Origin of the sequence: Neisseria sp. 74A18 (assembly GCF_001308005.1) — a bacterium.
Lineage (GTDB): Bacteria > Pseudomonadota > Gammaproteobacteria > Burkholderiales > Neisseriaceae > Neisseria > Neisseria dumasiana.
Map to the genome: position 1 here is coordinate 1 of NZ_LGZA01000019.1, position 21,872 is coordinate 21,872.

At 43.9% G+C, this 21,872-nt stretch carries 37 protein-coding genes; 35 read left to right on the top strand and 2 right to left on the bottom strand.

What is annotated here, in order from left to right; translation table 11 throughout:
• Positions 1–248: 248 nt before the first annotated feature.
• The 8 genes from AKG43_RS07060 to AKG43_RS07095 all read left to right on the top strand — a co-directional run bounded on the left by AKG43_RS07060 (position 249) and on the right by AKG43_RS07095 (position 6,316).
• A complete protein-coding gene (locus tag AKG43_RS07060) occupies positions 249–791 on the top strand; it encodes a prepilin-type N-terminal cleavage/methylation domain-containing protein (protein WP_054599867.1) in 543 nt (180 codons plus the stop codon).
• 106 nt (positions 792–897) lie between these two features.
• Entirely contained in the window at positions 898–1,452 is a 555-nt protein-coding gene (locus tag AKG43_RS07065) for a pilin (RefSeq protein ID WP_054599868.1), read from the top strand.
• Between the two features lie 68 nt (positions 1,453–1,520).
• Positions 1,521–2,294 (top strand): hypothetical protein, encoded by a 774-nt coding sequence (locus AKG43_RS07070; RefSeq protein WP_054599869.1) that lies wholly within the window; start codon positions 1,521–1,523, stop codon positions 2,292–2,294.
• Positions 2,295–2,598: 304 nt separating this feature from the next.
• The gene (locus AKG43_RS07075; RefSeq protein ID WP_054599923.1) at positions 2,599–3,438 is read left to right on the top strand and encodes a PHP domain-containing protein; all 840 of its coding nucleotides are present in this window, start codon (positions 2,599–2,601) and stop codon (positions 3,436–3,438) included.
• Positions 3,439–3,729: 291 nt separating this feature from the next.
• Positions 3,730–4,104: a hypothetical protein gene (locus AKG43_RS07080; protein WP_054599870.1), complete on the top strand. Its 375-nt coding sequence runs from the start codon at positions 3,730–3,732 to the stop codon at positions 4,102–4,104.
• 110 nt (positions 4,105–4,214) lie between these two features.
• Positions 4,215–4,835: an L-threonylcarbamoyladenylate synthase gene (locus tag AKG43_RS07085; protein ID WP_054599871.1), complete on the top strand. Its 621-nt coding sequence runs from the start codon at positions 4,215–4,217 to the stop codon at positions 4,833–4,835.
• A 135-nt stretch (positions 4,836–4,970) separates the two neighbouring features.
• Entirely contained in the window at positions 4,971–5,591 is a 621-nt protein-coding gene (locus tag AKG43_RS07090; protein ID WP_231718128.1) for a Type 1 glutamine amidotransferase-like domain-containing protein, read from the top strand.
• Positions 5,592–5,665: 74 nt separating this feature from the next.
• The gene (locus AKG43_RS07095) at positions 5,666–6,316 is read left to right on the top strand and encodes a site-2 protease family protein (RefSeq protein WP_054599872.1); all 651 of its coding nucleotides are present in this window, start codon (positions 5,666–5,668) and stop codon (positions 6,314–6,316) included.
• 81 nt (positions 6,317–6,397) lie between these two features.
• Here AKG43_RS07095 and AKG43_RS07100 read toward each other — a convergent pair whose 3' ends face one another.
• A complete protein-coding gene (locus AKG43_RS07100) occupies positions 6,398–6,922 on the bottom strand; it encodes a gluconokinase (RefSeq protein ID WP_054599873.1) in 525 nt (174 codons plus the stop codon).
• 18 nt (positions 6,923–6,940) lie between these two features.
• Entirely contained in the window at positions 6,941–8,326 is a 1,386-nt protein-coding gene (locus AKG43_RS07105) for a GntP family permease (protein ID WP_054599874.1), read from the bottom strand.
• A gap of 483 nt (positions 8,327–8,809) precedes the next feature.
• On the opposite strand from AKG43_RS07105, the gene rplC reads away from it, so the two are divergent.
• The 27 genes from rplC to rpoA all read left to right on the top strand — a co-directional run bounded on the left by rplC (position 8,810) and on the right by rpoA (position 21,862).
• Entirely contained in the window at positions 8,810–9,454 is a 645-nt protein-coding gene (gene rplC, locus AKG43_RS07110) for a 50S ribosomal protein L3 (protein ID WP_054599875.1), read from the top strand.
• Positions 9,454–10,074, top strand: a complete 621-nt coding sequence (rplD, locus tag AKG43_RS07115; protein WP_054599876.1) for a 50S ribosomal protein L4 — start codon at positions 9,454–9,456, stop codon at positions 10,072–10,074. The genes rplC and rplD overlap by 1 nt, the downstream gene beginning before the upstream one ends.
• A complete protein-coding gene (gene rplW, locus AKG43_RS07120; protein WP_197273132.1) occupies positions 10,071–10,385 on the top strand; it encodes a 50S ribosomal protein L23 in 315 nt (104 codons plus the stop codon). Before rplD ends, rplW begins: the two co-directional genes overlap by 4 nt.
• 5 nt (positions 10,386–10,390) lie before the next feature.
• Entirely contained in the window at positions 10,391–11,224 is an 834-nt protein-coding gene (gene rplB / locus AKG43_RS07125; RefSeq protein WP_054599878.1) for a 50S ribosomal protein L2, read from the top strand.
• Positions 11,225–11,229: 5 nt separating this feature from the next.
• Entirely contained in the window at positions 11,230–11,508 is a 279-nt protein-coding gene (gene rpsS / locus AKG43_RS07130; RefSeq protein ID WP_002215422.1) for a 30S ribosomal protein S19, read from the top strand.
• 8 nt (positions 11,509–11,516) lie between these two features.
• Positions 11,517–11,846 (top strand): 50S ribosomal protein L22, encoded by a 330-nt coding sequence (gene rplV, locus AKG43_RS07135; protein ID WP_054599879.1) that lies wholly within the window; start codon positions 11,517–11,519, stop codon positions 11,844–11,846.
• 9 nt (positions 11,847–11,855) lie between these two features.
• On the top strand, positions 11,856–12,557 hold the full coding sequence (rpsC, locus tag AKG43_RS07140; RefSeq protein ID WP_054599880.1) for a 30S ribosomal protein S3: 702 nt from the start codon (positions 11,856–11,858) through the stop codon (positions 12,555–12,557).
• Positions 12,541–12,957, top strand: a complete 417-nt coding sequence (gene rplP, locus AKG43_RS07145; protein ID WP_054599881.1) for a 50S ribosomal protein L16 — start codon at positions 12,541–12,543, stop codon at positions 12,955–12,957. Before rpsC ends, rplP begins: the two co-directional genes overlap by 17 nt.
• On the top strand, positions 12,957–13,148 hold the full coding sequence (gene rpmC / locus AKG43_RS07150; RefSeq protein ID WP_054599882.1) for a 50S ribosomal protein L29: 192 nt from the start codon (positions 12,957–12,959) through the stop codon (positions 13,146–13,148). Before rplP ends, rpmC begins: the two co-directional genes overlap by 1 nt.
• A complete protein-coding gene (gene rpsQ, locus AKG43_RS07155) occupies positions 13,148–13,411 on the top strand; it encodes a 30S ribosomal protein S17 (protein ID WP_054599883.1) in 264 nt (87 codons plus the stop codon). The genes rpmC and rpsQ overlap by 1 nt, the downstream gene beginning before the upstream one ends.
• A 227-nt stretch (positions 13,412–13,638) precedes the next feature.
• Positions 13,639–14,007 (top strand): 50S ribosomal protein L14, encoded by a 369-nt coding sequence (gene rplN, locus AKG43_RS07160; RefSeq protein ID WP_054599884.1) that lies wholly within the window; start codon positions 13,639–13,641, stop codon positions 14,005–14,007.
• Between the two features lie 12 nt (positions 14,008–14,019).
• Positions 14,020–14,343, top strand: a complete 324-nt coding sequence (gene rplX / locus AKG43_RS07165; protein WP_054599885.1) for a 50S ribosomal protein L24 — start codon at positions 14,020–14,022, stop codon at positions 14,341–14,343.
• A gap of 9 nt (positions 14,344–14,352) precedes the next feature.
• Positions 14,353–14,892, top strand: a complete 540-nt coding sequence (rplE, locus tag AKG43_RS07170; RefSeq protein ID WP_054599886.1) for a 50S ribosomal protein L5 — start codon at positions 14,353–14,355, stop codon at positions 14,890–14,892.
• Between the two features lie 3 nt (positions 14,893–14,895).
• Positions 14,896–15,201, top strand: a complete 306-nt coding sequence (rpsN, locus tag AKG43_RS07175; RefSeq protein WP_054599887.1) for a 30S ribosomal protein S14 — start codon at positions 14,896–14,898, stop codon at positions 15,199–15,201.
• Between the two features lie 14 nt (positions 15,202–15,215).
• Complete coding sequence (gene rpsH / locus AKG43_RS07180; protein WP_054599888.1) at positions 15,216–15,608, top strand: 30S ribosomal protein S8; 393 nt, start codon at positions 15,216–15,218, stop codon at positions 15,606–15,608.
• Positions 15,609–15,623: 15 nt separating this feature from the next.
• Positions 15,624–16,157, top strand: coding sequence for a 50S ribosomal protein L6 (rplF, locus tag AKG43_RS07185; RefSeq protein ID WP_054599925.1), 534 nt, complete (start codon positions 15,624–15,626; stop codon positions 16,155–16,157).
• Positions 16,158–16,171: 14 nt separating this feature from the next.
• Positions 16,172–16,525, top strand: coding sequence for a 50S ribosomal protein L18 (rplR, locus tag AKG43_RS07190; RefSeq protein ID WP_054599889.1), 354 nt, complete (start codon positions 16,172–16,174; stop codon positions 16,523–16,525).
• Positions 16,526–16,543: 18 nt separating this feature from the next.
• Positions 16,544–17,065: a 30S ribosomal protein S5 gene (gene rpsE, locus AKG43_RS07195; RefSeq protein WP_054599890.1), complete on the top strand. Its 522-nt coding sequence runs from the start codon at positions 16,544–16,546 to the stop codon at positions 17,063–17,065.
• Positions 17,058–17,243, top strand: coding sequence for a 50S ribosomal protein L30 (gene rpmD / locus AKG43_RS07200; RefSeq protein WP_054599891.1), 186 nt, complete (start codon positions 17,058–17,060; stop codon positions 17,241–17,243). The genes rpsE and rpmD overlap by 8 nt, the downstream gene beginning before the upstream one ends.
• A 2-nt stretch (positions 17,244–17,245) precedes the next feature.
• The gene (rplO, locus tag AKG43_RS07205; protein WP_054599892.1) at positions 17,246–17,680 is read left to right on the top strand and encodes a 50S ribosomal protein L15; all 435 of its coding nucleotides are present in this window, start codon (positions 17,246–17,248) and stop codon (positions 17,678–17,680) included.
• Positions 17,681–17,693: 13 nt separating this feature from the next.
• Positions 17,694–19,007: a preprotein translocase subunit SecY gene (secY, locus tag AKG43_RS07210; RefSeq protein ID WP_054599893.1), complete on the top strand. Its 1,314-nt coding sequence runs from the start codon at positions 17,694–17,696 to the stop codon at positions 19,005–19,007.
• Positions 19,008–19,019: 12 nt separating this feature from the next.
• Positions 19,020–19,238 (top strand): translation initiation factor IF-1, encoded by a 219-nt coding sequence (gene infA / locus AKG43_RS12305; protein ID WP_003684714.1) that lies wholly within the window; start codon positions 19,020–19,022, stop codon positions 19,236–19,238.
• 14 nt (positions 19,239–19,252) lie between these two features.
• Entirely contained in the window at positions 19,253–19,366 is a 114-nt protein-coding gene (gene rpmJ, locus AKG43_RS12310; protein ID WP_003697674.1) for a 50S ribosomal protein L36, read from the top strand.
• A 64-nt stretch (positions 19,367–19,430) separates the two neighbouring features.
• Positions 19,431–19,793, top strand: coding sequence for a 30S ribosomal protein S13 (gene rpsM / locus AKG43_RS07215; protein WP_054599894.1), 363 nt, complete (start codon positions 19,431–19,433; stop codon positions 19,791–19,793).
• Positions 19,794–19,812: 19 nt separating this feature from the next.
• On the top strand, positions 19,813–20,208 hold the full coding sequence (gene rpsK, locus AKG43_RS07220; protein ID WP_054599895.1) for a 30S ribosomal protein S11: 396 nt from the start codon (positions 19,813–19,815) through the stop codon (positions 20,206–20,208).
• Between the two features lie 21 nt (positions 20,209–20,229).
• A complete protein-coding gene (rpsD, locus tag AKG43_RS07225) occupies positions 20,230–20,850 on the top strand; it encodes a 30S ribosomal protein S4 (protein ID WP_054599896.1) in 621 nt (206 codons plus the stop codon).
• Between the two features lie 25 nt (positions 20,851–20,875).
• The gene (rpoA, locus tag AKG43_RS07230; protein ID WP_054599897.1) at positions 20,876–21,862 is read left to right on the top strand and encodes a DNA-directed RNA polymerase subunit alpha; all 987 of its coding nucleotides are present in this window, start codon (positions 20,876–20,878) and stop codon (positions 21,860–21,862) included.
• The last annotated feature ends 10 nt before the right edge of the window (positions 21,863–21,872 follow it).

The following is a 21,872-nucleotide window of genomic DNA, read 5'->3' on the forward strand; positions in this document are numbered from 1 at the left end:
AATTAAAATATATTAATATCAATGATATATAATTTAATTTTCAAAAATTATCAAATTTGGCACAAACTTTGCTTAATACATAACATCTGCAAACGGCAGACGCCGCAGCAGAAAAACGTATCCTTCTTATTTCGTAGTGGCAGCAAAGCAGTAACACGGCGAACACACCGTGCCAAACACATTACGGTTACATAACTATATATAAACACGTTACTCATTTTTTAATTTTTCAAACTGGAGTTTTAAACATGAAAGCAATGCAAAAAGGTTTTACTTTGATCGAGTTGATGATCGTTGTAGCGATTATCGGTATTTTGGCAGCGATTGCCCTGCCGGCTTACCAAGATTACACTGTTCGTACCCGCGTGACTGAAGGTTTGAGCTTGGCTGAAGCTGCCAAGCAAATGATTGCTACTGAAGGTTCTGCAGCGGCAGCAGATTTGAACCGTGTAGTTGCTACTTGGAATGCACAAGCAAATAATACTGGTGCAAATTCTAAGTATGTAGATTCTGTTTTGATGACTGCTGATAGTGGTTTGATTACCATTACCTATGATGCTGCTGCTACTGGTGTGGCAGCTGCTGAAAATACTATTACTTTGACTCCTTGGGTTCGTAGTGGGCAAGCAAATGGTGCAGGAGAATCTTTGGCGGCAGCCATTGCAGCTGGACGTACTGGTGCATTGGACTGGGGTTGCTCTTCCAATACCACTGCAACTGCTGCTGCTAATGGGATTACTACAACTGCTGCCACGCTGCAAGCTAAATATGCACCTGCCCAATGTCGTTAATACCAATCTGAATCCAACACCCGCTGCGGCGGGTGTTTTTTATCATAAAAATAATATCTTTTAAAAGAACTAATATCTTTGGTTTTGCATAACTTTCGGGGAAGCTATGAAATTTTTCAACAAAGGGTTTGTTAAAGGATTTACGCTGATTGAACTTATGGTAGTGGTAGCCATTATCGGGGTTTTAGCCGCATTGGCTCTGCCTGCCTATCAGGATTTTGTGATTAGAACCCGTATTGCCGAGGGCATCGGAATGATCGCACCGTTTAAAAGCGAAATTGTGATCGACGGGCGGACATCGGCAACTTATTTAAATGCCACCATTACTGAAATGAACACGCGCAACGGAAACACGGGGGCGAACAGTAAATATGTGGATTCTATTCAGGCAGACCCTGTTAGCGGTGTGATTACGATAAGCTACAATGCATCGGCGGTGGGGTTGAATGCCAATGCCAATACTTTGGTATTTACCCCCCTGGTTAAAAAAACGGGTGCAGCTGGGTTTGATACGCTCCCGCAGGCGTTTGCTGCTGCCAATATGGGCATCATTGTGTGGGCTTGTGCTTCCGATACTCATTTAAATGCCGATGAACACGGTTTTCTGCCGATTCAAACAGGTACGCTGCCGTCCAAATTTGCTCCTGCTGAATGCCGCTAAAATTATGAAATGAATATATTTTATCTTGATTGAAATTTTATTTCGCTTAATGAATATAAACAAAAAATATGAAAAATACACATATCAGTCGTTGGCGTTTTGCTTTAAAAGTGGCAGGTTATCATCTTTTGATCAGTTTGCTGATTGCTGCCGTAACAGCTTGGATAGTATTTAAAGTTTGGTATCCATCGCCTTATGGGGTTTTGGTTGGCGGGTTGAATCTGTATGGCCTGCTGGTGGCGGTCGATGTGGTGTGCGGGCCTTTGCTTACATTGATTTTGGCTAATCCGAAAAAATCAAAACGTGAAACCGTTGTGGATTTAAGTTTGGTCGGTGTAATACAGCTTGGTGCGCTCATTTACGGGTTGTTTGCCGTTGCGGCGGCTCGTCCTGTGATTGTGGCATTCGAAACAGACAGGTTTACTGTTGTTAGTGCTGCAGAAATAGACAAACAGTTGCTCGAAAAAGCACCTGAAGGTTTACAAAGTTTACCGTGGAGTGGTGTGCGCAGAGTAGGCGTGCGCGCACCCAACAGCAGCGAGGAACAATTAGTTAGTCTGGAAATGTCGTTGCAAGGAATAGAACCCAGTGCGCGGCCCGATTGGTGGCTGCCTGATGATGTGCATGAGCGGAACAAAATCAGGAAAAAAATGCAGCCCCTTTCTACTTTAATGAAGCGTTATCCGAATAACCAAGATTTGAATAAGCAAGTAAAGGGCATAGGCTTACCTGTGGAGCAATTATATTATTTGCCGTTTACCAGCCAAAAAAATAAAGATTGGACAGTTATTTTAGATCAGCAAGCTGAGTTCAAAGCTTTTGTTTCATTAGATGCATTTTGATTAACTATGCTTCTGATTGTTTACGGCGGGCGGATATGTAATCCTCCCCTCGAATTGGGTAGGCCGTCTGAAAAACCGTTTGCCAAGCAACTGTAGGTCGGATACTTGTATCCGACGAAACGGTTGGCGTGTGAGAAGGCTTAATCATCGTGGCAGTATATAAATAAAGGATTTGGGAATCCTGCCCACAATTGCTTAGATAATAATGATGGCATGTAAATGCTGTATCACAAAAATTGCTTACCCAAGCATTTATGCTAAGATGCGCGCCATCTTTATCTTTGCGCACATTAAATCTCCAATCATGATAGACCTTCATTGTCATTCCCATATTTCAGACGGCCTGTTAAGCCCGGCCGAGGTTGCGCGTTTGGCGCATGCCAACGGCTGCACGATGTTGTCGCTTACCGACCACGACCATACCGGAGGGCTGGCGGAAGCGCGTGCCGAAGCGGAAAAGCTCGGCATGCGTTTTATTAATGGGGTGGAGGTTTCGGTAACGTGGCGCAAGCGCACGATACATATCGTCGGGCTGAATTTCGATGAACACAACGAGGCGTTGCAAAGTCTGTTGGCCAAAGTGCGCACAGGCCGTCTGAAACGCTTGGAAGCGATTGCTGCGAAGTTGGAAAAGAAGGGCATAAGCGGTGCGTATGAAGGGGCATTGGCTTTGGCGGCAAACCCTGAAATGGTCAGCCGCACGCATGTTGCCGAATTTCTGATTAGCGAAGGCCATGTGCGCAACAAGCAGCAGGCGTTTACCAAGTATTTGGGCGACGGCAAACCTGCTTCCGTTCCGCATGAGTGGGCAACGTTGGCAGATTGTGTGAGCGTGATTAACGGCGCAGGCGGTATTGCGGTGATTGCCCATCCGATGCGCTATGGTTTTTCAGCCACGGCCAAGCGCAATTTGTTTGAGGAATTTAAAGCTTTGGGCGGGCAGGGCATTGAAGTGCACAGCGGCAATTGCGATAAAAACGACCGTTTGAACTATGCTCTCTTGGCGCAACGCTACGGCTTGCTGGCAAGCGCAGGCAGCGATTTCCACCGCTTAAACGATTACAGCGGCGGGATATTTGGTGCATGCCCCGAGTTGCCGGATATCTGCCGGCCGGTATGGGAAGAGTTTAGGGCGTTTCAATAAGCGGTAAGAGTTGCTGTTGATGCAAGGCTGCCCGGCCGGAAACGGTGTGAAAATGGTGCGGAAATGTGGCGGTGATGCCGGTGTGCAACAGCAAAAACGGCTTATTATTCGTGCAAATATTTAAATAAATTTATGTATATCAATGGGTTGATTTTGTCTTACTCAAAATTACATTTGGCTGTCTTTTCATAAAACCGAACAAACCTATAATCCGCCGCATGCATTCGCTGCCCCGTTGCCGGGAATGTGCAGAGTATGCCGAATATCTTAATTTTGATGAAAGAAAAGCATATGAAAATCTTATCTACTGCGTTATTGGTAGCAGCTACATTGGTTGCCGGTGTTGCTCATGCGGATGCCGGTCAGGCCGTACGCAAATCTTCTGTGAGCTATACTTGCCAACAAGGTAAAAAAGTAAAAGTAACTTACGGTTTCAACAAGCAAAACCTGCCTGTTTACGCTTCTGCCTACATGAACGGCAAAACCCGCTATATGCCGATTAACCTGAATGCTTCAGACAATGTTGATACTGTGTTCGGCGATGAAAACAACTTCAAGTTGAGCACCGGTTATTTGGATCGTTCCAACCACCGCCGTAATTCGATCATGATTACTTCGCCCGGTCAGGACATTCTTTTCAAGAGCTGTAAACCGCGCCACCGTTAATACCGGTTGATGGATTAGGGAGGCCGTCTGAATAGGTTCAGACGGCCTTATTCATTATATAATTCTGTTTCTAAAACATTTGATACCGATAAATAAGCAAGGAACGCAATATGGCACAATTTTTCGCTATCCACCCCGATAATCCGCAAGAGCGTTTGATTAAACAGGCGGTGGAGATTATTAGAAAAGGCGGCGTTATCGCTTATCCTACCGATTCCTGTTATGCGCTGGGTTGCCATTTGGGTGATAAAGAAGCAATGGAGCGGGTGTTGAATATCCGTAAAATCGATCAGAAACACCACCTTACTTTGATGTGTGCCGACTTAAGCGAACTGGGCACTTATGCCAAAGTTGATAACAGCCAGTTCCGCCAGTTGAAAGCGGCCACGCCGGGCAGTTATACCTTTATTTTGCAGGCCACCAAAGAAGTGCCTAACCGCACGCTGCACCCCAAGCGTAAAACCATCGGCCTGCGTGTGCCCGACAACAAAATCGCTTTGGCGTTGCTGGCCGAATTGGGCGAGCCGTTATTAAGTTGTACCCTGATGTTGCCGGAAGACGACGAACCGCTAACCGACCCGTATGAAATCCGCGACCGTTTGGAGCACACGGTAGATTTGGTGATCGACGGCGGTTGGTGCGGCACCGATCCGACTACGGTAATCGACATGACCGACGGAGTGGAGCTGATTCGGGAAGGCAAAGGCGATAAGGCTTTGTTTGGTTTGTAAGAGCCTGTTAAATGCGTTGTTGTAACGGTTGCTTGGGTCGAAATGCCGGAAGTCTTGCTTTGACAACGATAAGGCCGTCTGAAAATAAATGGCATTGCCTGCCCGCCTGAAAGCATATTATTTATTAAGAGGGGCATGATGAAACTGTTTTTAACTGCTTATTTTGCACAAACCGCATCGTTGTTGCCGCCGTTTCTCGGCGAGCCGATGCAGGGCAGAAGAGTAGGTTTTATCGCTACTGCGGCGGATGTGGAAGCCGTAGATTTTTATGTTGAAGAGGCGCGCCGCATTTGGCATTCGTGGGGTGTGGAAATCGATATGGTTGATGTGGCGGCGTTGAGTGCCGAAGAAATCGCCCGCAAACTTCACCGTAGCGACTATATTTATGTGAGCGGCGGCAATACTTTTTATTTGCTGGCACAATTGCGGCAAAAGCAGGCAGATAAGGTATTGGCGGAGGAAATCGCTTCCGGCAAACCGTATATCGGCGAATCGGCGGGCAGCATGATTGTGGCCGAAAATCTGTCTTATGTGCATGAAATGGATGAAGTCGGCAGGGCGGAATACGATACTCGGCAAGGGTTGGGCGTGTTGGATGTCTGCATCGTGCCTCATGACGGCGAAGAGCCTTTTGTAGAAGCCACGCAAGCCATCAGAGAGAAGTATGCACATCTGCCGCTTTATCCGCTCAACAATTCACAGGTGTTGTTGGCAGAAGGTGGCCAACTGCCGGCCGTAACCGTTCGGGCCGTCTGAAAATAAGATTCGGCAAAGGTGTAAGGCTGGAGGTTTTCAGACGGCATCACACACAAAAAGGAAAATTAAAAATTATGTTTCAAAATTTCGATTTAAGTATCTTTTTACTCGCCTTGTTGCCGGTGCTGCTGGCGATTACGGTGCACGAAGCCGCACACGCGTATGCTGCACGCTACTGGGGAGACCGAACGGCGGAACAGTTGGGCAGGCTTACACTTAATCCGGTAGCGCATATCGACCCTGTCGGCACAATCGTGGTGCCTTTGCTGATGTTTATGTTTACCCCGTTTTTATTCGGTTGGGCCAAGCCGGTTCCCATTGTGCCGCGTAATTTCCGTAACATGCGCATGGGTTTGCGGATGGTGGCGATTGCCGGGCCGCTGTCTAATTTGGTGATGGCTTTCGGCTGGGGGCTGGCAATGGTGTTGGCGCCGCATGTGCCTGAGTCGTTTCAGTATCCTTTGGGCGAAATGGCCAAATACGGCGTGATGATCAATGCCGTTCTGTTTGTGCTGAATATGATTCCGATTCTGCCGCTGGATGGCGGACGCTTTGTCGACAGCTTCCTGCCTGCCCGAGCTTCGATGCAGTTTCATAAGATCGAACCTTACGGTACATGGATTATTTTGATTCTGTTGATGACGGGGCTGCTGGGTAAAATCATGATGCCTTTTGTGGGCGGAATTATCGTATTGGTTACTTCGGCTGTTGGTGTGTTTATGTAAGCCGTATTGTGTAAGAAAGCCGGAGGCCGTCTGAAAAATATTCAGACGGCCTCCGGCTTTCTGTTCCGGGCTGGAAAGAAGTTATACAAAATTTTGCGCTTTTATCCAGCTGATGATTTCGGCCTGAACATCTTCCGCGCTGCCGGCGCTGTCAATACGCACACCTTCTTCATCGGCTTGCAGATCTTCCAAAATTTCAAGTTGAGAGGCCAGCATATCTGCTTTCATATAATGGCCTTTACGCGCCATCATGCGCTCCAAGTTGACATCGTGGGGTGGAGCCAGATGAATAAACACCACTTTACCTTCGGCTTCACGCAGGATGTCGCGGTATTCACGCTTTAACGCCGAGCATGTGACTACGCTTACTGCTTCGCTGCTTTGCGCTTGGCTGCTCATCCAATCGCGCAGGTTGCGCAGCCACGGGTAACGGTCTTCATCGGTTAACGGAATGCCCGAACCCATTTTGTCGCGGTTGGCTTGCGAATGGAAATCGTCGCCTTCGGCATAAGGGCATCGGTAATGTTGTTGCAGGGCAACCGCAGCGGTGGTTTTGCCGCAGCCGCTCACGCCCATCACCACAAAATGCACGGTAGGTTTGCTCATCTCGACACTCCTTTATTATTACAACACGCTGAATGCCAAAGCCGACAAAGCAAAGCCGATAATGGCAATCAGGGTTTGGTTGACCGTCCATGTTTTCAGGGTTGTGGGCACGTCCATATCCAGCAGGCGGCCCACCAGCCAGAAACCGGAATCGTTAAAGTGGCTCACGCCCACTGAACCGGCGGCAGTAGCCAATACGATGGCGGCAAGCTGCCAATCGCTGAAACCGGCTGCGGCAACGGCCGGTGCCATCAGCGCGGCGGCAGTGGTTAAAGCCACGGTTGCCGAACCCTGAGCGATACGCAGAGCCAATGCCACCAAGAAGCAGCCCAGCAGTACGGGAATACCCAGTTGCCCCATGCTGTCGGCCAAAGCCTGTCCGATGCCGGAAGAACGCAGCACGCCGCCGAACATGCCGCCCGCACCGGTAATCAGAATCACCGAGCAAACGGGGCCGAGTGCGCCGTCGATGGTTTTTTCGAGTGCCGTCGCTTTTTCGCTGCGTTTACGCCCCAGCACGAACATGGCAATCAATACCGAAATCAACAAAGCTACCGGTGTCGAACCGATCATGCGCAGGGTTTTTACCCATTCTGCGCTGCCGTCCACCACCTTCTCCGCAGTCAGTGTAGCCAAGCCGGTGTTAAGGAAAATCAACAGCATAGGAATCAGCATAATCCCGATAACCGTGCCGGCTTTGGCTGGTGTTTTAGGCTCGTCGTCATCCTGTTTGCCGCCGCTGAGCAAGTCCGGCACCGGCACATGAATGCGGCGGCCGAGAAACTGACCTAACAAATAACCGCTGAAATACCAGGTGATAAATGCCAACGGCAAACCCAACAACAACACGTGGCCGATGCTGGCACCGTAAAATTCGGATGCGGCAATCGGACCCGGATGCGGCGGCAGAAACACGTGCATCACCGAAAACGCGCCGATGGAAGCCAAGCCGTAGGGCAGAACCGGTGCTTTCATGCGGCGGGCGGTGGCAAACACAATCGGCAGCATTACCACCAAACCGGCATCAAAGAAAATCGGAAAACCGAAAATCAAGGAAGCCACGCCTAAGGCAAAAGGCGCACGTTTCTCGCCGAACGCCCGCACTAAAGCATCGGCCAACGATTGCGCTCCGCCCGATGTTTCCACTAAACGGCCGAGCATCGCGCCCAGACCCACCAGCAAAGCCACATTTCCGAGCGTGCCGCCGAAACTTTTTACCAATACGTCGCCTACGATACTGCCCATCGGCAGGCCGGTAGCAATCGCGGTAAGCAGGCTGACGATCATTAAAGTCAACAGGGCGTGCACGCGGAATTTGATGATCAGCACCAAAATCAGCAGAATAGCCCCGGCCGCAATGCCGAGCAACTCGCCCGTGCCTAAAGTTTGGGTCCAATTTTCCATATTTAAATCCTTGTATTTAAAAGTTTGGAAGATAAGAAATTTGTTGATTTGAAGTTTCGTTTAATTTGTTTTTGTAAAATTTGTCTCAAATTATTCTAAGGGTGTTTGAATAGCAGATTGCTGATTTAAGTCAACATGGATTGAGGTGTGGGTTCTTAAGTGTTCAAACCACCGAAAATCTCATAAGCGTAATGGTTTTGTTTTAAATTTTTGCATGTGTTGATTCCATGCATTGTCAAACATCGTTGTCACATGCTTAGTTGAAAAAAGCCTTAGTAAGTTCGCGTGAATACTTCGTTTGAATAGTTTTGAACAGTTTGAGTGTGTCGAATAAACATAAGTATTTACGCTTAAATAAATTTTCCTTGAAATTTCTAAACACGTCATGGTATAGTGCGATGCTTGGCATTTTGCCAAGTATGTATTTTGTGCAATGGCTAATCAATCGTAATTAGCCCCTTTAAATTAAAAAGGAAAATAATCATGACGTTAGGTCTGGTTGGGCGCAAAGTGGGTATGACACGCGTGTTTAATGAGCAGGGTGCATCTGTTCCTGTAACCGTGTTGGATATGTCTGCTAACCGCGTCACTCAAGTAAAATCCAAAGATGCCGACGGCTACACTGCCGTACAGGTTACCTTTGGTCAGAAAAAAGCCAATCGTACCAATAAAGCCGAAGCCGGCCACTTTGCCAAAGCAGGTGTGGAAGCAGGTCGAGGTTTGATTGAGTTTGCTTTGTCTGAAGAAAAATTAGGTGAGCTGAAGGCCGGCGATCAAATCACTGTTGATATGTTTCAAGCAGGTCAGCTGGTTGATGTAACCGGTACCTCAAAAGGTAAAGGCTTCTCAGGTACCATCAAGCGCCACAATTTTGGAGCGCAGCGTACTTCTCACGGTAACTCCCGTTCGCACCGTGTTCCCGGTTCTATCGGTATGGCTCAAGACCCCGGTCGAGTGTTCCCCGGTAAACGTATGGCTGGTCAATACGGCAATACGAAATCTACCGTTCAAAACTTGGAAGTAGTCCGTGTGGATGTGGAGCGTCAGCTGTTGCTGGTTAAGGGTGCTGTTCCCGGTGCGGTAAACAGTGATGTTGTTGTACGTCCCAGCGTGAAAGTAGGTGCGTAATGGAATTAAAAGTAATTGATGCTAAAGGGCAGGTTGCAGGCAGCTTGGCTGTTTCTGATGCTCTGTTTGCCCGTGAGTACAATGAGTCATTGGTGCATCAGCTTGTTACTGCTTTTTTGGCGAATGCCCGCTCTGGTAACCGTGCTCAAAAAACTCGTGCCGAGGTTAGTCACTCAACTAAAAAGCCTTGGCGTCAAAAAGGTACCGGTCGTGCACGTTCAGGCATGACTTCTTCTCCTTTGTGGAGAAAAGGTGGCCGCGCATTCCCTAATAAACCGAATGAGAATTTTACTCAAAAAGTAAACCGCAAAATGTACCGTGCCGGTATGGCAACCATTTTGTCTCAATTGGTTCGGGACGAGCGTTTGTTTGTTATTGAGTCGCTCAATGCCCAAACACCAAAAACCAAAGAGTTTGCTGAGCAAGTGAAAAACTTGGGTTTGGAACAGGTTTTATTTGTAACTAAGCAGCTGGATGAAAATGTTTATTTAGCTTCACGTAACCTGCCTAATGTGCTGGTTTTGGAAGCTCAGCAAATTGATCCTTATAGCCTGCTGCGTTATAAAAAAGTAGTGATTACTAAAGAAGCAATAGCGCAGTTAGAGGAGCAATGGGTATGAATCAACAACGTTTAACACAAGTGATTTTGGCTCCTGTTGTTTCTGAAAAAAGCAATCTGCTGGCAGAAAAGCGTAATCAGATGACTTTTAAAGTGTTGCCGAATGCAACTAAACAGGAAATTAAAGCCGCTGTGGAGTTTTTGTTTGGTGTGGAAGTTGCTTCTGTGACTACCGTTACCTCTAAAGGTAAAACCAAGCGCTTTGGCCGCACCTTGGGTCGCCGCAGCGATGTTAAAAAAGCTTATGTAAGCTTGGCTGCCGGGCAGGAATTGGATTTGGAAGCCGCTGCTGCAGCTGCAGATAAGGAATAAGTAACATGGCTATTGTAAAAATGAAGCCAACCTCTGCTGGTCGCCGCGGCATGGTTCGTGTAACCACTGAAGGTTTGCATAAAGGTGCTCCGTACGCTGCACTGCTTGAAAAGAAAAACTCTACAGCCGGTCGTAACAATAATGGTCATATTACCACTCGCCATAAAGGTGGTGGACATAAACACCATTACCGTATTGTAGATTTTAAACGTAATAAAGACGGCATTCCTGCTAAGGTTGAGCGTATTGAATACGATCCGAACCGCACTGCACATATTGCATTGTTGTGCTATGCAGACGGTGAGCGTCGCTACATTATTGCTCCTCGAGGTATTAAAGCCGGTGCTGTATTGGTATCTGGTGCGGAGTCTGCAATCAAGGTAGGTAATACTTTGCCGATCCGTAATATTCCTGTGGGTACCACAATTCACTGCGTTGAAATGAAGCCCGGTAAAGGCGCACAGATTGCCCGCTCTGCCGGTGCATCTGCTGTGTTGTTGGCTAAAGAAGGAATTTATGCTCAAGTACGTTTGCGTTCAGGCGAGGTTCGCAAGATTCATGTAGATTGTCGTGCTACCATTGGTGAAGTCGGTAATGAAGAGCAAAGTCTGAAGAAAATCGGTAAGGCTGGTGCCAATCGTTGGCGCGGTATTCGTCCGACAGTTCGCGGTGTGGTAATGAACCCTGTAGATCACCCGCATGGTGGTGGTGAGGGACGTACCGGTGAGGCTCGTGAACCTGTGAGCCCATGGGGTACACCTTCTAAAGGCTACCGTACTCGTAACAATAAACGCACGGACAATATGATTGTTCGCCGCCGTTACTCAAATAAAGGTTAATTAATATGGCTCGTTCATTGAAAAAAGGTCCATATGTAGACCTGCATTTGCTGAAAAAAGTAGATGCGGCTCGTGCAAGTAATGATAAGCGTCCAATTAAGACTTGGTCGCGTCGTTCTACTATTTTGCCTGATTTTATCGGTTTAACTATCGCTGTTCATAACGGACGTACTCATGTTCCTGTTTTCATCAGTGACAATATGGTTGGTCATAAATTAGGTGAGTTCTCATTGACCCGTACCTTTAAAGGCCATTTGGCTGATAAAAAGGCTAAAAAGAAATAAGGTGAATCATGAGAGTAAGTGCACAACATAAAAACGCCCGCATTTCTGCACAAAAGGCTCGTTTAGTTGCAGATTTGATTCGTGGTAAAGACGTTGCCCAAGCTTTAAATATCTTGGCATTTAGCCCTAAAAAAGGTGCTGAACTTGTTAAGAAAGTACTGGAATCTGCAATTGCAAATGCAGAACACAATGAAGGTGCTGATATTGACGAGTTAAAAGTGGTAACCATTTTTGTTGACAAAGGTCCAAGCTTGAAACGTTTTCAAGCACGTGCCAAAGGTCGTGGTAACCGCATTGAAAAACAAACTTGTCACATCAATGTGACAGTAGGTAATTAAGGAAAAGCTATGGGACAAAAGATTAATCCTACCGGCTTTCGCTTGGCGGTAACTAAAGACTGGTCTTCAAAATGGTTTGCTAAAAGTAGTGATTTTCCTACTGTTTTAAAACAAGATATCGATGTTCGCGAGTATTTGCGTAAGCGCTTGGCAAATGCTTCGGTAGGTCGCGTTGTAATTGAGCGTCCTGCAAAATCTGCCCGTATTACTATTCACTCGGCTCGTCCTGGTGTTGTAATTGGTAGAAAAGGTGAAGATATCGAAGTTCTGAAACGTGATTTGCAAAAATTAATGGGTGTGCCCGTTCATGTAAATATCGAAGAAATTCGTAAACCTGAATTGGATGCTCAAATTATTGCTGATGGTATCGCACAACAGCTTGAAAAGCGTGTTCAGTTCCGCCGTGCTATGAAGCGTGCAATGCAAAATGCAATGCGTGTTGGAGCTAAAGGTATCAAAATTATGACATCTGGCCGCTTGAATGGTGCTGATATTGCTCGTAGTGAATGGTATCGTGAAGGTCGGGTGCCTTTGCATACTTTGCGTGCAAATGTTGATTATGCGACCAGTGAAGCTCATACAACCTATGGTGTTTTAGGTTTGAAAGTTTGGGTTTATACAGGCGAAGGTAACGAAAAAGTTTCCCAAGCGAAACCTGAGCAAGAAAAAAGACAAAGAAAGGTAGGAGGCCGTCATGCTGCAGCCAACTAGACTTAAATATCGAAAACAGCATAAAGGTCGTAACACCGGTATTGCTACTCGAGGAAATAAAGTAAGCTTCGGTGAGTTTGGCTTAAAAGCGGTTGGCCGTGGTCGTTTGACTGCCCGCCAAATTGAGGCTGCACGTCGTACAATGACCCGTCACATTAAACGTGGTGGTCGTATTTGGATTCGAGTGTTTCCTGATAAACCGATTACATCTAAGCCTGCAGAAGTTCGTATGGGTGGCGGTAAAGGTTCTCCTGAGTACTACGTTGCCGAAATTCAACCAGGTAAAATGTTGTACGAAATGGATGGTGTTCCTGAGGCTTTGGCTCGTGAAGCATTTGAGTTGGCCTCTGCTAAACTGCCGATTCCGACAGTATTCGTAGTAAGACAGGTAGGTCAATAATGAAAGCGAATGAACTAAAAGACAAATCGGTTGAGCAATTAAACGCAGATTTGCTTGGTTTGCTAAAAACCCAGTTTGGCCTGCGCATGCAAAATGCTACTGGTCAATTAGGTAAGCCGAGTGAATTAAAAAGAGTACGTCGCGAAATTGCCCGTATTAAAACCATTTTAACTGAAAAAGGTGCTAAGTAATGAGCGAATCAAAAAATGTTCGTACTTTGCAAGGCAAAGTGGTTAGCGACAAAATGGATAAAACAGTAACCGTTTTGGTGGAGCGAAAAGTAAAGCACCCCTTATATGGTAAAATTATCCGCCGTTCTACCAAGATTCATGCTCATGACGAGCAAAATCAATATGGCATTGGAGATGTTGTTGTGATTGAAGAAAGTCGTCCTCTGTCAAAAACTAAATCTTGGGTTGTTAAAGAGTTGTTGGAAAAAGCGCGCTCTGTTTAAAATTTAAAACAGTAATGCTTTAAAATGGAAACGAAGTCTTGCATCAATAGCAATTTGCATGTAAACTTCGTTTCTTATTTTCAGTTTCTCTTTGAGAACTTTCTCCCTTCGGGATCCAAGACTGGTTTGCTAGAACCTAATATAGGTTTCAGTTAAGTGTTGTAAATTTCATGTTGCAAAACTAGCTGAAAAAGGTAAATTAAGTTGGTTTTTTAAAAGGTAATAAAATGATTCAAATGCAGACCATTTTAGATGTGGCTGATAACTCTGGTGCGCGCCGTGTAATGTGCATTAAAGTGTTGGGTGGGTCTAAGCGTCGTTATGCTTCGGTTGGCGACATTATTAAAGTTGCAGTTAAGGATGCGGCTCCGCGTGGTCGTGTGAAAAAGGGTGATGTATTTAATGCTGTTGTGGTTCGCACTGCAAAAGGCGTGCGTCGTCCTGATGGTGCACTGATTAAATTTGATAATAATGCGGCTGTTTTATTGAATAATAAGCTTGAGCCTTTAGGTACTCGTATTTTTGGCCCGGTTACTCGTGAGCTGCGTACGGAGCGCTTTATGAAAATTGTTTCATTGGCACCTGAGGTATTATAAGGAATAACGGCGATGAACAAAATTATTAAAGGTGACCAAGTAATTGTGATTGCTGGTAAAGATAAAGGTAAACAAGGTCAAGTGGTAAAGGTTTTAGGCGACAAGGTTATTGTTGAAGGTATTAATGTTGTTAAACGTCATCAGAAGCCAAATCCTATGCGCGGTATTGAGGGTGGTATTGTTGTAAAAAACATGCCTTTAGCTATTTCTAATATTGCTATTCTTAATCCTGAAACAAATAAAGCTGACCGTGTTGGTATTAAGTTGGTTGAGAGTGATGGCAAAGTAAAGCGTGTCCGCTTCTTCAAATCTAATGGCTCTATCATTGGGGCATAAGGAGATAACATGGCTCGTTTGAGAGAGTTTTATAGCAGTACTGTGGTGCCGGAATTGATGAAGCAATTTGGTTATAAGTCAATTATGGAAGTGCCTCGTATTGAGAAAATTACATTGAATATGGGTGTTGGTGAAGCTGTTGCTGATAAAAAAGTTATGGAGCATGCTGTTGCCGATTTGGAAAAAATTGCTGGTCAAAAACCAGTAGTGACTGTTGCTCGTAAATCAATTGCGGGTTTTAAGATTCGTGATAACTATCCGGTAGGTTGTAAAGTTACTTTGCGTCGTGACCAGATGTTTGAATTTTTGGATCGCTTGGTTACTATTGCCTTGCCTCGTGTGCGTGATTTCCGTGGAGTTAGCGGTAAATCTTTTGATGGGAGTGGTAACTATAATATGGGTGTGCGTGAGCAAATCATTTTCCCGGAAATTGAATATGACAAAATTGATGCTTTGCGTGGTTTGAACATTACTATTACAACAACTGCTAAGACTGATGAAGAAGCAAAAGCTTTGTTATCATTGTTTAAGTTTCCGTTTAAAGGATAATTCATGGCTAAAAAAGCACTTATCAATCGCGAATTAAAACGCGTTGCTCTGGCGAAAAAATATGCCGCTAAGCGTGAGGCTATTTTTGCTATTATTAATGATTCAAATGCTTCGGATGAAGAACGTTTTGAAGCTCGTTTGAAACTTCAAGCCATTCCTCGTAATGCTGCACCTGTACGTCAGCGTCGTCGCTGTGCTCTTACAGGGCGCCCTCGTGGTACCTTCCGTAAGTTTGGTTTGGGTCGTATTAAAATCCGTGAAATTGCTATGCGTGGCGAGATTCCGGGTGTTGTTAAAGCTAGCTGGTAATAGGAGTAATAATTATGAGTATGCATGATCCTATTTCCGATATGTTGACTCGTATCCGAAATGCACAGCGTGCAAACAAAGTTGCCGTTTCTATGCCTTCTTCTAAATTGAAATGCGCCATTGCTAAAGTATTGAAAGAAGAGGGTTACATTGAAGATTTTTCAGTTTCGAATGACTTGAAACCTGTTTTGGAAATTCAATTGAAATATTACGCAGGTCGCCCTGTTATTGAGCAAATTAAACGTGTATCACGTCCTGGCTTGCGTATTTATAAAGCCTCTAATGAAATTCCAAATGTAATGAATGGCTTGGGTGTGGCTATTGTAAGCACTTCTAAGGGTATAATGACAGATCGTAAAGCTCGCTCGGAAGGTGTCGGTGGTGAGTTATTGTGTATTGTTGCCTAGGTGGGAGATTTTAAGATGTCACGTGTAGCTAAAAATCCAGTGACTGTTCCTGCTGGGGTTGAAGTAAAATTTGGAACAGATTCCATTGTAGTTAAAGGTAAAAACGGTGAGTTATCTTTACCTTTATCTGCTGATGTTTCAATTGAACTAAACGAAGGTGAATTAACTTTTACCGCAAAGAACAATACTAAGCAGGCAAATGCTATGTCTGGTACCGTTCGTGCTTTAGTCAATAATATGGTTAAAGGTGTTTCTGAAGGCTTTGAGAAGAAATTGCAACTTATTGGCGTGGGCTATCGAGCCCAAGCTCAAGGTAATGTGTTGAATCTTTCTTTAGGTTTTTCTCATCCTGTTGTTCATGAAATGCCTGAGGGTGTTTCAGTGCAAACGCCAAGTCAAACAGAGATTGTTTTGACTGGTGCGGATAAACAAGTTGTTGGTCAAGTTGCTGCGGAAATTCGCTCATATCGTTTACCTGAACCTTATAAAGGTAAAGGCGTTCGCTATGTTGGGGAAGTAGTAGTAATGAAAGAAGCCAAGAAAAAATAATTGAGGTTTTCCTAATGAATAAACATGTAACCCGACTGCGTCGTGCTCGTAAAACTCGTGCTCGTATTGCAGATTTAAAAATGGTTAGATTGTGCGTATTTCGCTCAAACAGCCATATTTATGCACAAGTTATTAGTGCCGAAGGTGATAAAGTTTTGGCTCAAGCTTCAACTTTGGAGGCTGAAGTACGTAATAACCTAAAGTCAGGTGGTAATATTGAGGCAGCTGCGATTGTAGGTAAGCGAATTGCTGAAAAGGCTAAAGCTGTTGGTGTTGATAAAGTTGCTTTTGATCGTTCTGGTTTTCAATATCATGGCCGCGTGAAGGCTTTGGCTGAGGCTGCGCGTGAAAATGGCTTAAGCTTCTAAAAGATTTGGAGATTTCAAATGGCAAAACATGAAATTGAAGAGCGCGGTGACGGCTTAATTGAGAAAATGGTGGCTGTAAATCGTGTAACAAAAGTAGTTAAAGGCGGACGCATTATGGCTTTTTCGGCTTTAACAGTGGTTGGTGACGGAGATGGTCGTATCGGCATGGGTAAAGGAAAATCAAAAGAAGTTCCCGTGGCCGTGCAAAAAGCGATGGATCAAGCTCGTCGTTCGATGATTAAGATACCATTAAAAAACGGTACAATTCATCATGAAGTAATCGGTAAACACGGCGCAACTCGTGTATTTATGCAACCTGCTAAAGAAGGTAGTGGTGTTAAGGCTGGTGGTCCGATGCGTTTAGTATTCGATGCGATGGGTATTCATAACATTTCTGCAAAAGTGCACGGTTCTACAAATCCTTATAATATTGTGCGTGCTACTTTAGATGGCTTATCGAAGTTATACACTCCTGCTGATATTGCTGCTAAACGTGGATTGACTGTTGAAGATATTTTAGGAGTCAATGGTAATGACTGAGCAAAAAAAAATTAGAGTAACTTTGGCAAAAAGTTTAATCGGTACTATCCAGTCTCATCGTGCTTGTGCGCGCGGATTAGGCTTGCGGCATCGCGAACATACTGTTGAGGTTTTGGATACTCCTGAAAATCGTGGCATGATTAATAAGATCGGCTATCTATTAAAAGTGGAGTCTTAATAATGTTTTTAAATACTATTCAACCTGCTGAAGGCTCAACTCATTCTAAACGGCGTGTTGGTCGTGGTATTGGTAGTGGTTTAGGCAAAACTGGTGGGCGTGGCCATAAAGGTCAAAAAAGCCGTTCTGGCGGTTTCCATAAAGTAGGCTTTGAAGGTGGACAAATGCCTTTACAGCGACGTCTGCCTAAGCGTGGCTTTAAATCTTCATCAACGGCTAAAAATGCAGAAGTAACTTTGAATGAGTTATCGTTGATTGCAGTTGATGTAATTGATTTGTTAACTTTAAAACAGGTTCGCTTGGTTGATTCACGTGCTCAAGGCGTTAAAGTGATTGCCTCTGGTGAAATTCAAAAAGCAATTGTTTTAAAAGGTGTTAAAGCTACAGCAGGTGCAAAAGCGGCAATTGAAGCTGCTGGTGGAAAAATTGAAGAATAAGGCTTGGATTTAAGTGGCTAATCAACTATCTTCATTGGTACTGAAAAAGTACGGTGATCTTAAGCAGCGGTTATTATTTTTGCTTGGGGCATTAATTGTATTTCGTATTGGTGCTCATATACCCGTGCCAGGTGTTGATGCAGTTGCTTTAGCTAAGTTATATGAAAGCGCAAGCAGCGGCATCTTGGGCATGTTAAATATGTTCTCAGGAGGTTCGCTGGAGCGCTTTAGTATTTTTGCTATCGGGATCATGCCTTATATTTCTGCGTCAATTATTGTTCAATTGGCATCAGAAATTCTTCCAACTCTCAAAGCGTTAAAAAAAGAAGGAGAGGCAGGAAGAAAAACCATTACTAAGTACACTCGTTATGGCACCGTTGTCTTGGCTCTTCTTCAAAGTTTTGGTGTTGCAACCTTTGTTTATCAGCAAGATGTGGTAGTAGTTTCTCAAATTGAATTTTATATTTCAACTGTCATATGCTTAGTAACGGGAACAATGTTCTTGATGTGGTTAGGGGAGCAGATGACTGAAAGAGGAATTGGTAATGGTATATCTTTAATAATTACCGCTGGTATTGTTTCGGGAATGCCATCGGCAATTTCTCAGCTATTAACATTAACTAGTCAAGGTTCAATGAGTATATTAATGGCAATAGCCATTGCACTAGGCTCATTATTATTGGTTTATATTGTTGTATACTTTGAAAGTGCTCAGCGTAAAATACCGATTCAGTATGCCAAACGTCAAATAGGTAATAGAATCTTTCAAGGACAAACTACTCATATGCCATTTAAGTTGAATATGGTAGGAGTTATTCCTCCTATTTTTGCATCGAGTATCATACTGTTTCCTTCAACATTGGTGGGTTGGTTTGGTTCTGTTGGTTCGAGTGGTTGGTTAAGTAAATTAGCAGCATTGTTACAACATGGGCAACCGATTTATATTTTGTTATTTGCTAGTACAATTATATTCTTTTGCTATTTTTATACAGCTTTAGTATTTAGTCCTAAAGAAATGGCTGATAATCTGAAAAAAAGTGGTGCATTTGTTCCAGGCATTAGACCTGGTGAACAAACATCTAAATATTTGGAAAAAATTGTATTACGTTTGACTTTTTTTGGTGCTTTATACATTACTGTTATTTGTTTAATTCCTGAATTTTTAACAACAGCTTTAAATGTACCTTTCTATTTGGGTGGAACTTCATTGCTGATTCTTGTAGTCGTTACGATGGATTTTTATACCCAAATTGCATCATATAGGATGACTCACCAATATGAGCATTTAATTAAGAATACTGATATGAAATCATTATCAAGTAATTGAAAATTATGAATTATGGCTAAAGAAGACACTATACAAATGCAAGGTGAAATCCTAGAAACTTTACCTAATGCGACTTTCAAAGTAAAACTAGAGAATGATCATGTTGTTCTAGGACATATCTCTGGAAAAATGCGAATGCATTATATTCGTATTTCTCCTGGTGATAAAGTTACTGTTGAGCTTACTCCATATGATTTGACTCGTGCACGTATAGTGTTTCGAGCTAGATAAAGAAAGGAAATAAAATGCGTGTACAACCTTCTGTAAAGAAAATTTGCCGTAACTGCAAAATTATTCGTCGTAATCGTGTAGTGCGTGTAATTTGTACTGATCCCCGTCACAAACAACGTCAAGGCTGAGTATTTTTTACTTGAAAATGATTTTGTGGTATAGTGACAAAATTTTGCCCTTAAAGGAAATGATATGGCTCGTATTGCAGGGGTGAACATCCCTAACCATGCTCATATCGTAATTGGCCTTCAGGCTATTTACGGTATAGGCTCTACTCGTGCTAAATTAATTTGCGAAGCTGCTAATATTACACCTAGCACCAAAGTGAAAGATTTGGATGAGTCACAATTAGAAGCATTGCGTGAGCAAGTTTCTAAGTTTGAGGTAGAAGGCGATTTGCGTCGTGAAGTGACAATGAGTATCAAGCGCTTGATGGATATGGGCTGCTACCGTGGCTTCAGACATCGTCGTGGTTTGCCTTGTCGTGGGCAGCGTACTCGTACAAATGCCCGTACCCGTAAAGGTCCGCGTAAAGCAATTGCCGGTAAAAAATAATTTTTGAGGATTTTAATTAATGGCTAAAGCAAACACAGCTTCACGTGTACGTAAAAAAATACGTAAAACCGTAAGTGAAGGTATTGTGCATGTACATGCATCTTTTAACAATACCATCATTACTATTACCGATCGCCAAGGAAATGCGTTATCTTGGGCTACCTCTGGCGGAGCTGGTTTTAAAGGTTCACGTAAAAGTACACCTTTTGCTGCTCAAGTAGCAGCAGAGGCCGCTGGTAAAGTTGCCCAAGAGTATGGCGTTAAAAATTTAGAGGTTCGCATTAAAGGTCCTGGTCCAGGTCGTGAATCTTCAGTTCGTGCGCTCAACGCTCTTGGTTTTAAAATTACCAGTATTACTGACGTTACCCCGTTGCCTCATAACGGTTGCCGTCCGCCTAAAAAACGTCGTATTTAAGATTATTGGAGTGATTGATATATGGCACGTTATATTGGCCCTAAATGTAAATTGGCGCGTAGAGAAGGAACCGATTTATTCCTGAAAAGCGCAAGACGTTCTTTAGAATCTAAATGTAAAATGGATTCTGCTCCTGGTCAGCATGGTGCAAAAAAGCCCCGCTTATCAGATTACGGTTTGCAATTACGTGAAAAACAAAAAATTCGTCGAATCTATGGGGTTTTGGAACGTCAATTCCGACGTTATTTTGCAGAAGCCGCGCGACGCAAAGGTTCTACAGGTGAATTGCTTTTGCAACTTTTAGAGTCTCGCTTGGATAATGTTGTATATAGAATGGGTTTTGGCTCTACTCGTGCAGAAGCCCGTCAACTTGTTTCACACAAAGCGATTGTAGTTAATGGTCAGGTTGTCAATATCCCATCTTATCAAGTTAAAGCTGGTGATGTTGTTAGCGTTCGCGAAAAAGCTAAAAAGCAAGTTCGTATTCAAGAAGCTTTGGGTTTGGCTACTCAGATTGGATTGCCAAGCTGGGTTTCAGTTGATGTGAATAAAATGGAAGGTGTATTTAAAAATATGCCTGATCGCTCAGAATTAACTGGCGATATTAATGAACAGCTGGTGGTAGAATTCTATTCTAAATAATGCTAGCTCAGTGAGGGACAGTTAAATGCAAAATGGCACTTCCGAATTTTTGAAACCTCGTCAAATTGATGTGGATACTTTATCTGCGACTCGCGCTAAAGTATCTATGCAGCCATTTGAGCGTGGTTTCGGTCACACTCTTGGTAATGCTTTGCGTCGTATCTTACTGTCATCCATGAATGGTTTTGCACCTACTGAAGTAATTATTTCTGGTGTATTGCATGAGTATTCTACTGTTGATGGGGTTCAAGAAGATGTAGTCGATATTCTGTTGAATCTCAAAGGTGTAATATTTAAATTACACGGTAGAAACTCTGTTCAATTATCCTTGAAGAAATCTGGAGCAGGTTTAGTGTTGGCAAGGGATATTGACTTGCCACATGATGTTGAAATCATTAATCCTGAACATGTAATTTGTCATTTGTCTGATAACGGTCAGATTGAAATGGAAATTAAAGTAGAACAGGGGCGTGGTTATCAATCTGTATCTGGACGTCGTATTTTGCGCGATGAAAGTAAACAAATTGGTGCAATTCAATTGGATGCGAGCTTTTCGCCCATCAGTCGTGTTAGCTTTGAAGTTGAACCTGCTCGAGTAGAACAACGCACAGATTTAGATCGTTTGGTTCTAGATATTGAAACTGACGGTTCTATTGATCCTGAAGAAGCTGTGCGTAGTGCGGCACGTATTTTAATTGATCAGATGTCTATTTTTGCAGATTTGCAAGGTACACCGATAGAAGAGGTTGAGGAAAAAGCACCTCCTATTGATCCTGTATTATTGCGTCCTGTAGATGATCTAGAATTAACTGTTCGCTCAGCTAACTGCCTGAAAGCTGAAGATATTTATTATATTGGTGATTTGATTCAGCGTACTGAAACCGAGCTTCTTAAAACACCCAATTTAGGCCGTAAATCTTTGAATGAGATTAAAGAAGTATTAGCCTCTAAAGGTTTGACTTTAGGTTCCAAATTAGAAGCTTGGCCCCCGGTGGGTTTGGAAAAGCCGTAAGTTTGAATAT

What these genes read in the sequence shown, in the direction of transcription:
- AKG43_RS07060 (WP_054599867.1), top strand. Translation starts at nt 249, where the DNA reads ATGAAAGCAATGCAAAAAGGTTTTACTTTGATCGAGTTGATGATCGTT.
- AKG43_RS07065 (WP_054599868.1), top strand. Translation starts at nt 898, where the DNA reads ATGAAATTTTTCAACAAAGGGTTTGTTAAAGGATTTACGCTGATTGAA.
- AKG43_RS07070 (WP_054599869.1), top strand. Translation starts at nt 1,521, where the DNA reads ATGAAAAATACACATATCAGTCGTTGGCGTTTTGCTTTAAAAGTGGCA.
- AKG43_RS07075 (WP_054599923.1), top strand. Translation starts at nt 2,599, where the DNA reads ATGATAGACCTTCATTGTCATTCCCATATTTCAGACGGCCTGTTAAGC.
- AKG43_RS07080 (WP_054599870.1), top strand. Translation starts at nt 3,730, where the DNA reads ATGAAAATCTTATCTACTGCGTTATTGGTAGCAGCTACATTGGTTGCC.
- AKG43_RS07085 (WP_054599871.1), top strand. Translation starts at nt 4,215, where the DNA reads ATGGCACAATTTTTCGCTATCCACCCCGATAATCCGCAAGAGCGTTTG.
- AKG43_RS07090 (WP_231718128.1), top strand. Translation starts at nt 4,971, where the DNA reads ATGATGAAACTGTTTTTAACTGCTTATTTTGCACAAACCGCATCGTTG.
- AKG43_RS07095 (WP_054599872.1), top strand. Translation starts at nt 5,666, where the DNA reads ATGTTTCAAAATTTCGATTTAAGTATCTTTTTACTCGCCTTGTTGCCG.
- AKG43_RS07100 (WP_054599873.1), bottom strand. Translation starts at nt 6,922, where the DNA reads ATGAGCAAACCTACCGTGCATTTTGTGGTGATGGGCGTGAGCGGCTGC.
- AKG43_RS07105 (WP_054599874.1), bottom strand. Translation starts at nt 8,326, where the DNA reads ATGGAAAATTGGACCCAAACTTTAGGCACGGGCGAGTTGCTCGGCATT.
- rplC (WP_054599875.1), top strand. Translation starts at nt 8,810, where the DNA reads ATGACGTTAGGTCTGGTTGGGCGCAAAGTGGGTATGACACGCGTGTTT.
- rplD (WP_054599876.1), top strand. Translation starts at nt 9,454, where the DNA reads ATGGAATTAAAAGTAATTGATGCTAAAGGGCAGGTTGCAGGCAGCTTG.
- rplW (WP_197273132.1), top strand. Translation starts at nt 10,071, where the DNA reads ATGAATCAACAACGTTTAACACAAGTGATTTTGGCTCCTGTTGTTTCT.
- rplB (WP_054599878.1), top strand. Translation starts at nt 10,391, where the DNA reads ATGGCTATTGTAAAAATGAAGCCAACCTCTGCTGGTCGCCGCGGCATG.
- rpsS (WP_002215422.1), top strand. Translation starts at nt 11,230, where the DNA reads ATGGCTCGTTCATTGAAAAAAGGTCCATATGTAGACCTGCATTTGCTG.
- rplV (WP_054599879.1), top strand. Translation starts at nt 11,517, where the DNA reads ATGAGAGTAAGTGCACAACATAAAAACGCCCGCATTTCTGCACAAAAG.
- rpsC (WP_054599880.1), top strand. Translation starts at nt 11,856, where the DNA reads ATGGGACAAAAGATTAATCCTACCGGCTTTCGCTTGGCGGTAACTAAA.
- rplP (WP_054599881.1), top strand. Translation starts at nt 12,541, where the DNA reads ATGCTGCAGCCAACTAGACTTAAATATCGAAAACAGCATAAAGGTCGT.
- rpmC (WP_054599882.1), top strand. Translation starts at nt 12,957, where the DNA reads ATGAAAGCGAATGAACTAAAAGACAAATCGGTTGAGCAATTAAACGCA.
- rpsQ (WP_054599883.1), top strand. Translation starts at nt 13,148, where the DNA reads ATGAGCGAATCAAAAAATGTTCGTACTTTGCAAGGCAAAGTGGTTAGC.
- rplN (WP_054599884.1), top strand. Translation starts at nt 13,639, where the DNA reads ATGATTCAAATGCAGACCATTTTAGATGTGGCTGATAACTCTGGTGCG.
- rplX (WP_054599885.1), top strand. Translation starts at nt 14,020, where the DNA reads ATGAACAAAATTATTAAAGGTGACCAAGTAATTGTGATTGCTGGTAAA.
- rplE (WP_054599886.1), top strand. Translation starts at nt 14,353, where the DNA reads ATGGCTCGTTTGAGAGAGTTTTATAGCAGTACTGTGGTGCCGGAATTG.
- rpsN (WP_054599887.1), top strand. Translation starts at nt 14,896, where the DNA reads ATGGCTAAAAAAGCACTTATCAATCGCGAATTAAAACGCGTTGCTCTG.
- rpsH (WP_054599888.1), top strand. Translation starts at nt 15,216, where the DNA reads ATGAGTATGCATGATCCTATTTCCGATATGTTGACTCGTATCCGAAAT.
- rplF (WP_054599925.1), top strand. Translation starts at nt 15,624, where the DNA reads ATGTCACGTGTAGCTAAAAATCCAGTGACTGTTCCTGCTGGGGTTGAA.
- rplR (WP_054599889.1), top strand. Translation starts at nt 16,172, where the DNA reads ATGAATAAACATGTAACCCGACTGCGTCGTGCTCGTAAAACTCGTGCT.
- rpsE (WP_054599890.1), top strand. Translation starts at nt 16,544, where the DNA reads ATGGCAAAACATGAAATTGAAGAGCGCGGTGACGGCTTAATTGAGAAA.
- rpmD (WP_054599891.1), top strand. Translation starts at nt 17,058, where the DNA reads ATGACTGAGCAAAAAAAAATTAGAGTAACTTTGGCAAAAAGTTTAATC.
- rplO (WP_054599892.1), top strand. Translation starts at nt 17,246, where the DNA reads ATGTTTTTAAATACTATTCAACCTGCTGAAGGCTCAACTCATTCTAAA.
- infA (WP_003684714.1), top strand. Translation starts at nt 19,020, where the DNA reads ATGGCTAAAGAAGACACTATACAAATGCAAGGTGAAATCCTAGAAACT.
- rpmJ (WP_003697674.1), top strand. Translation starts at nt 19,253, where the DNA reads ATGCGTGTACAACCTTCTGTAAAGAAAATTTGCCGTAACTGCAAAATT.
- rpsM (WP_054599894.1), top strand. Translation starts at nt 19,431, where the DNA reads ATGGCTCGTATTGCAGGGGTGAACATCCCTAACCATGCTCATATCGTA.
- rpsK (WP_054599895.1), top strand. Translation starts at nt 19,813, where the DNA reads ATGGCTAAAGCAAACACAGCTTCACGTGTACGTAAAAAAATACGTAAA.
- rpsD (WP_054599896.1), top strand. Translation starts at nt 20,230, where the DNA reads ATGGCACGTTATATTGGCCCTAAATGTAAATTGGCGCGTAGAGAAGGA.
- rpoA (WP_054599897.1), top strand. Translation starts at nt 20,876, where the DNA reads ATGCAAAATGGCACTTCCGAATTTTTGAAACCTCGTCAAATTGATGTG.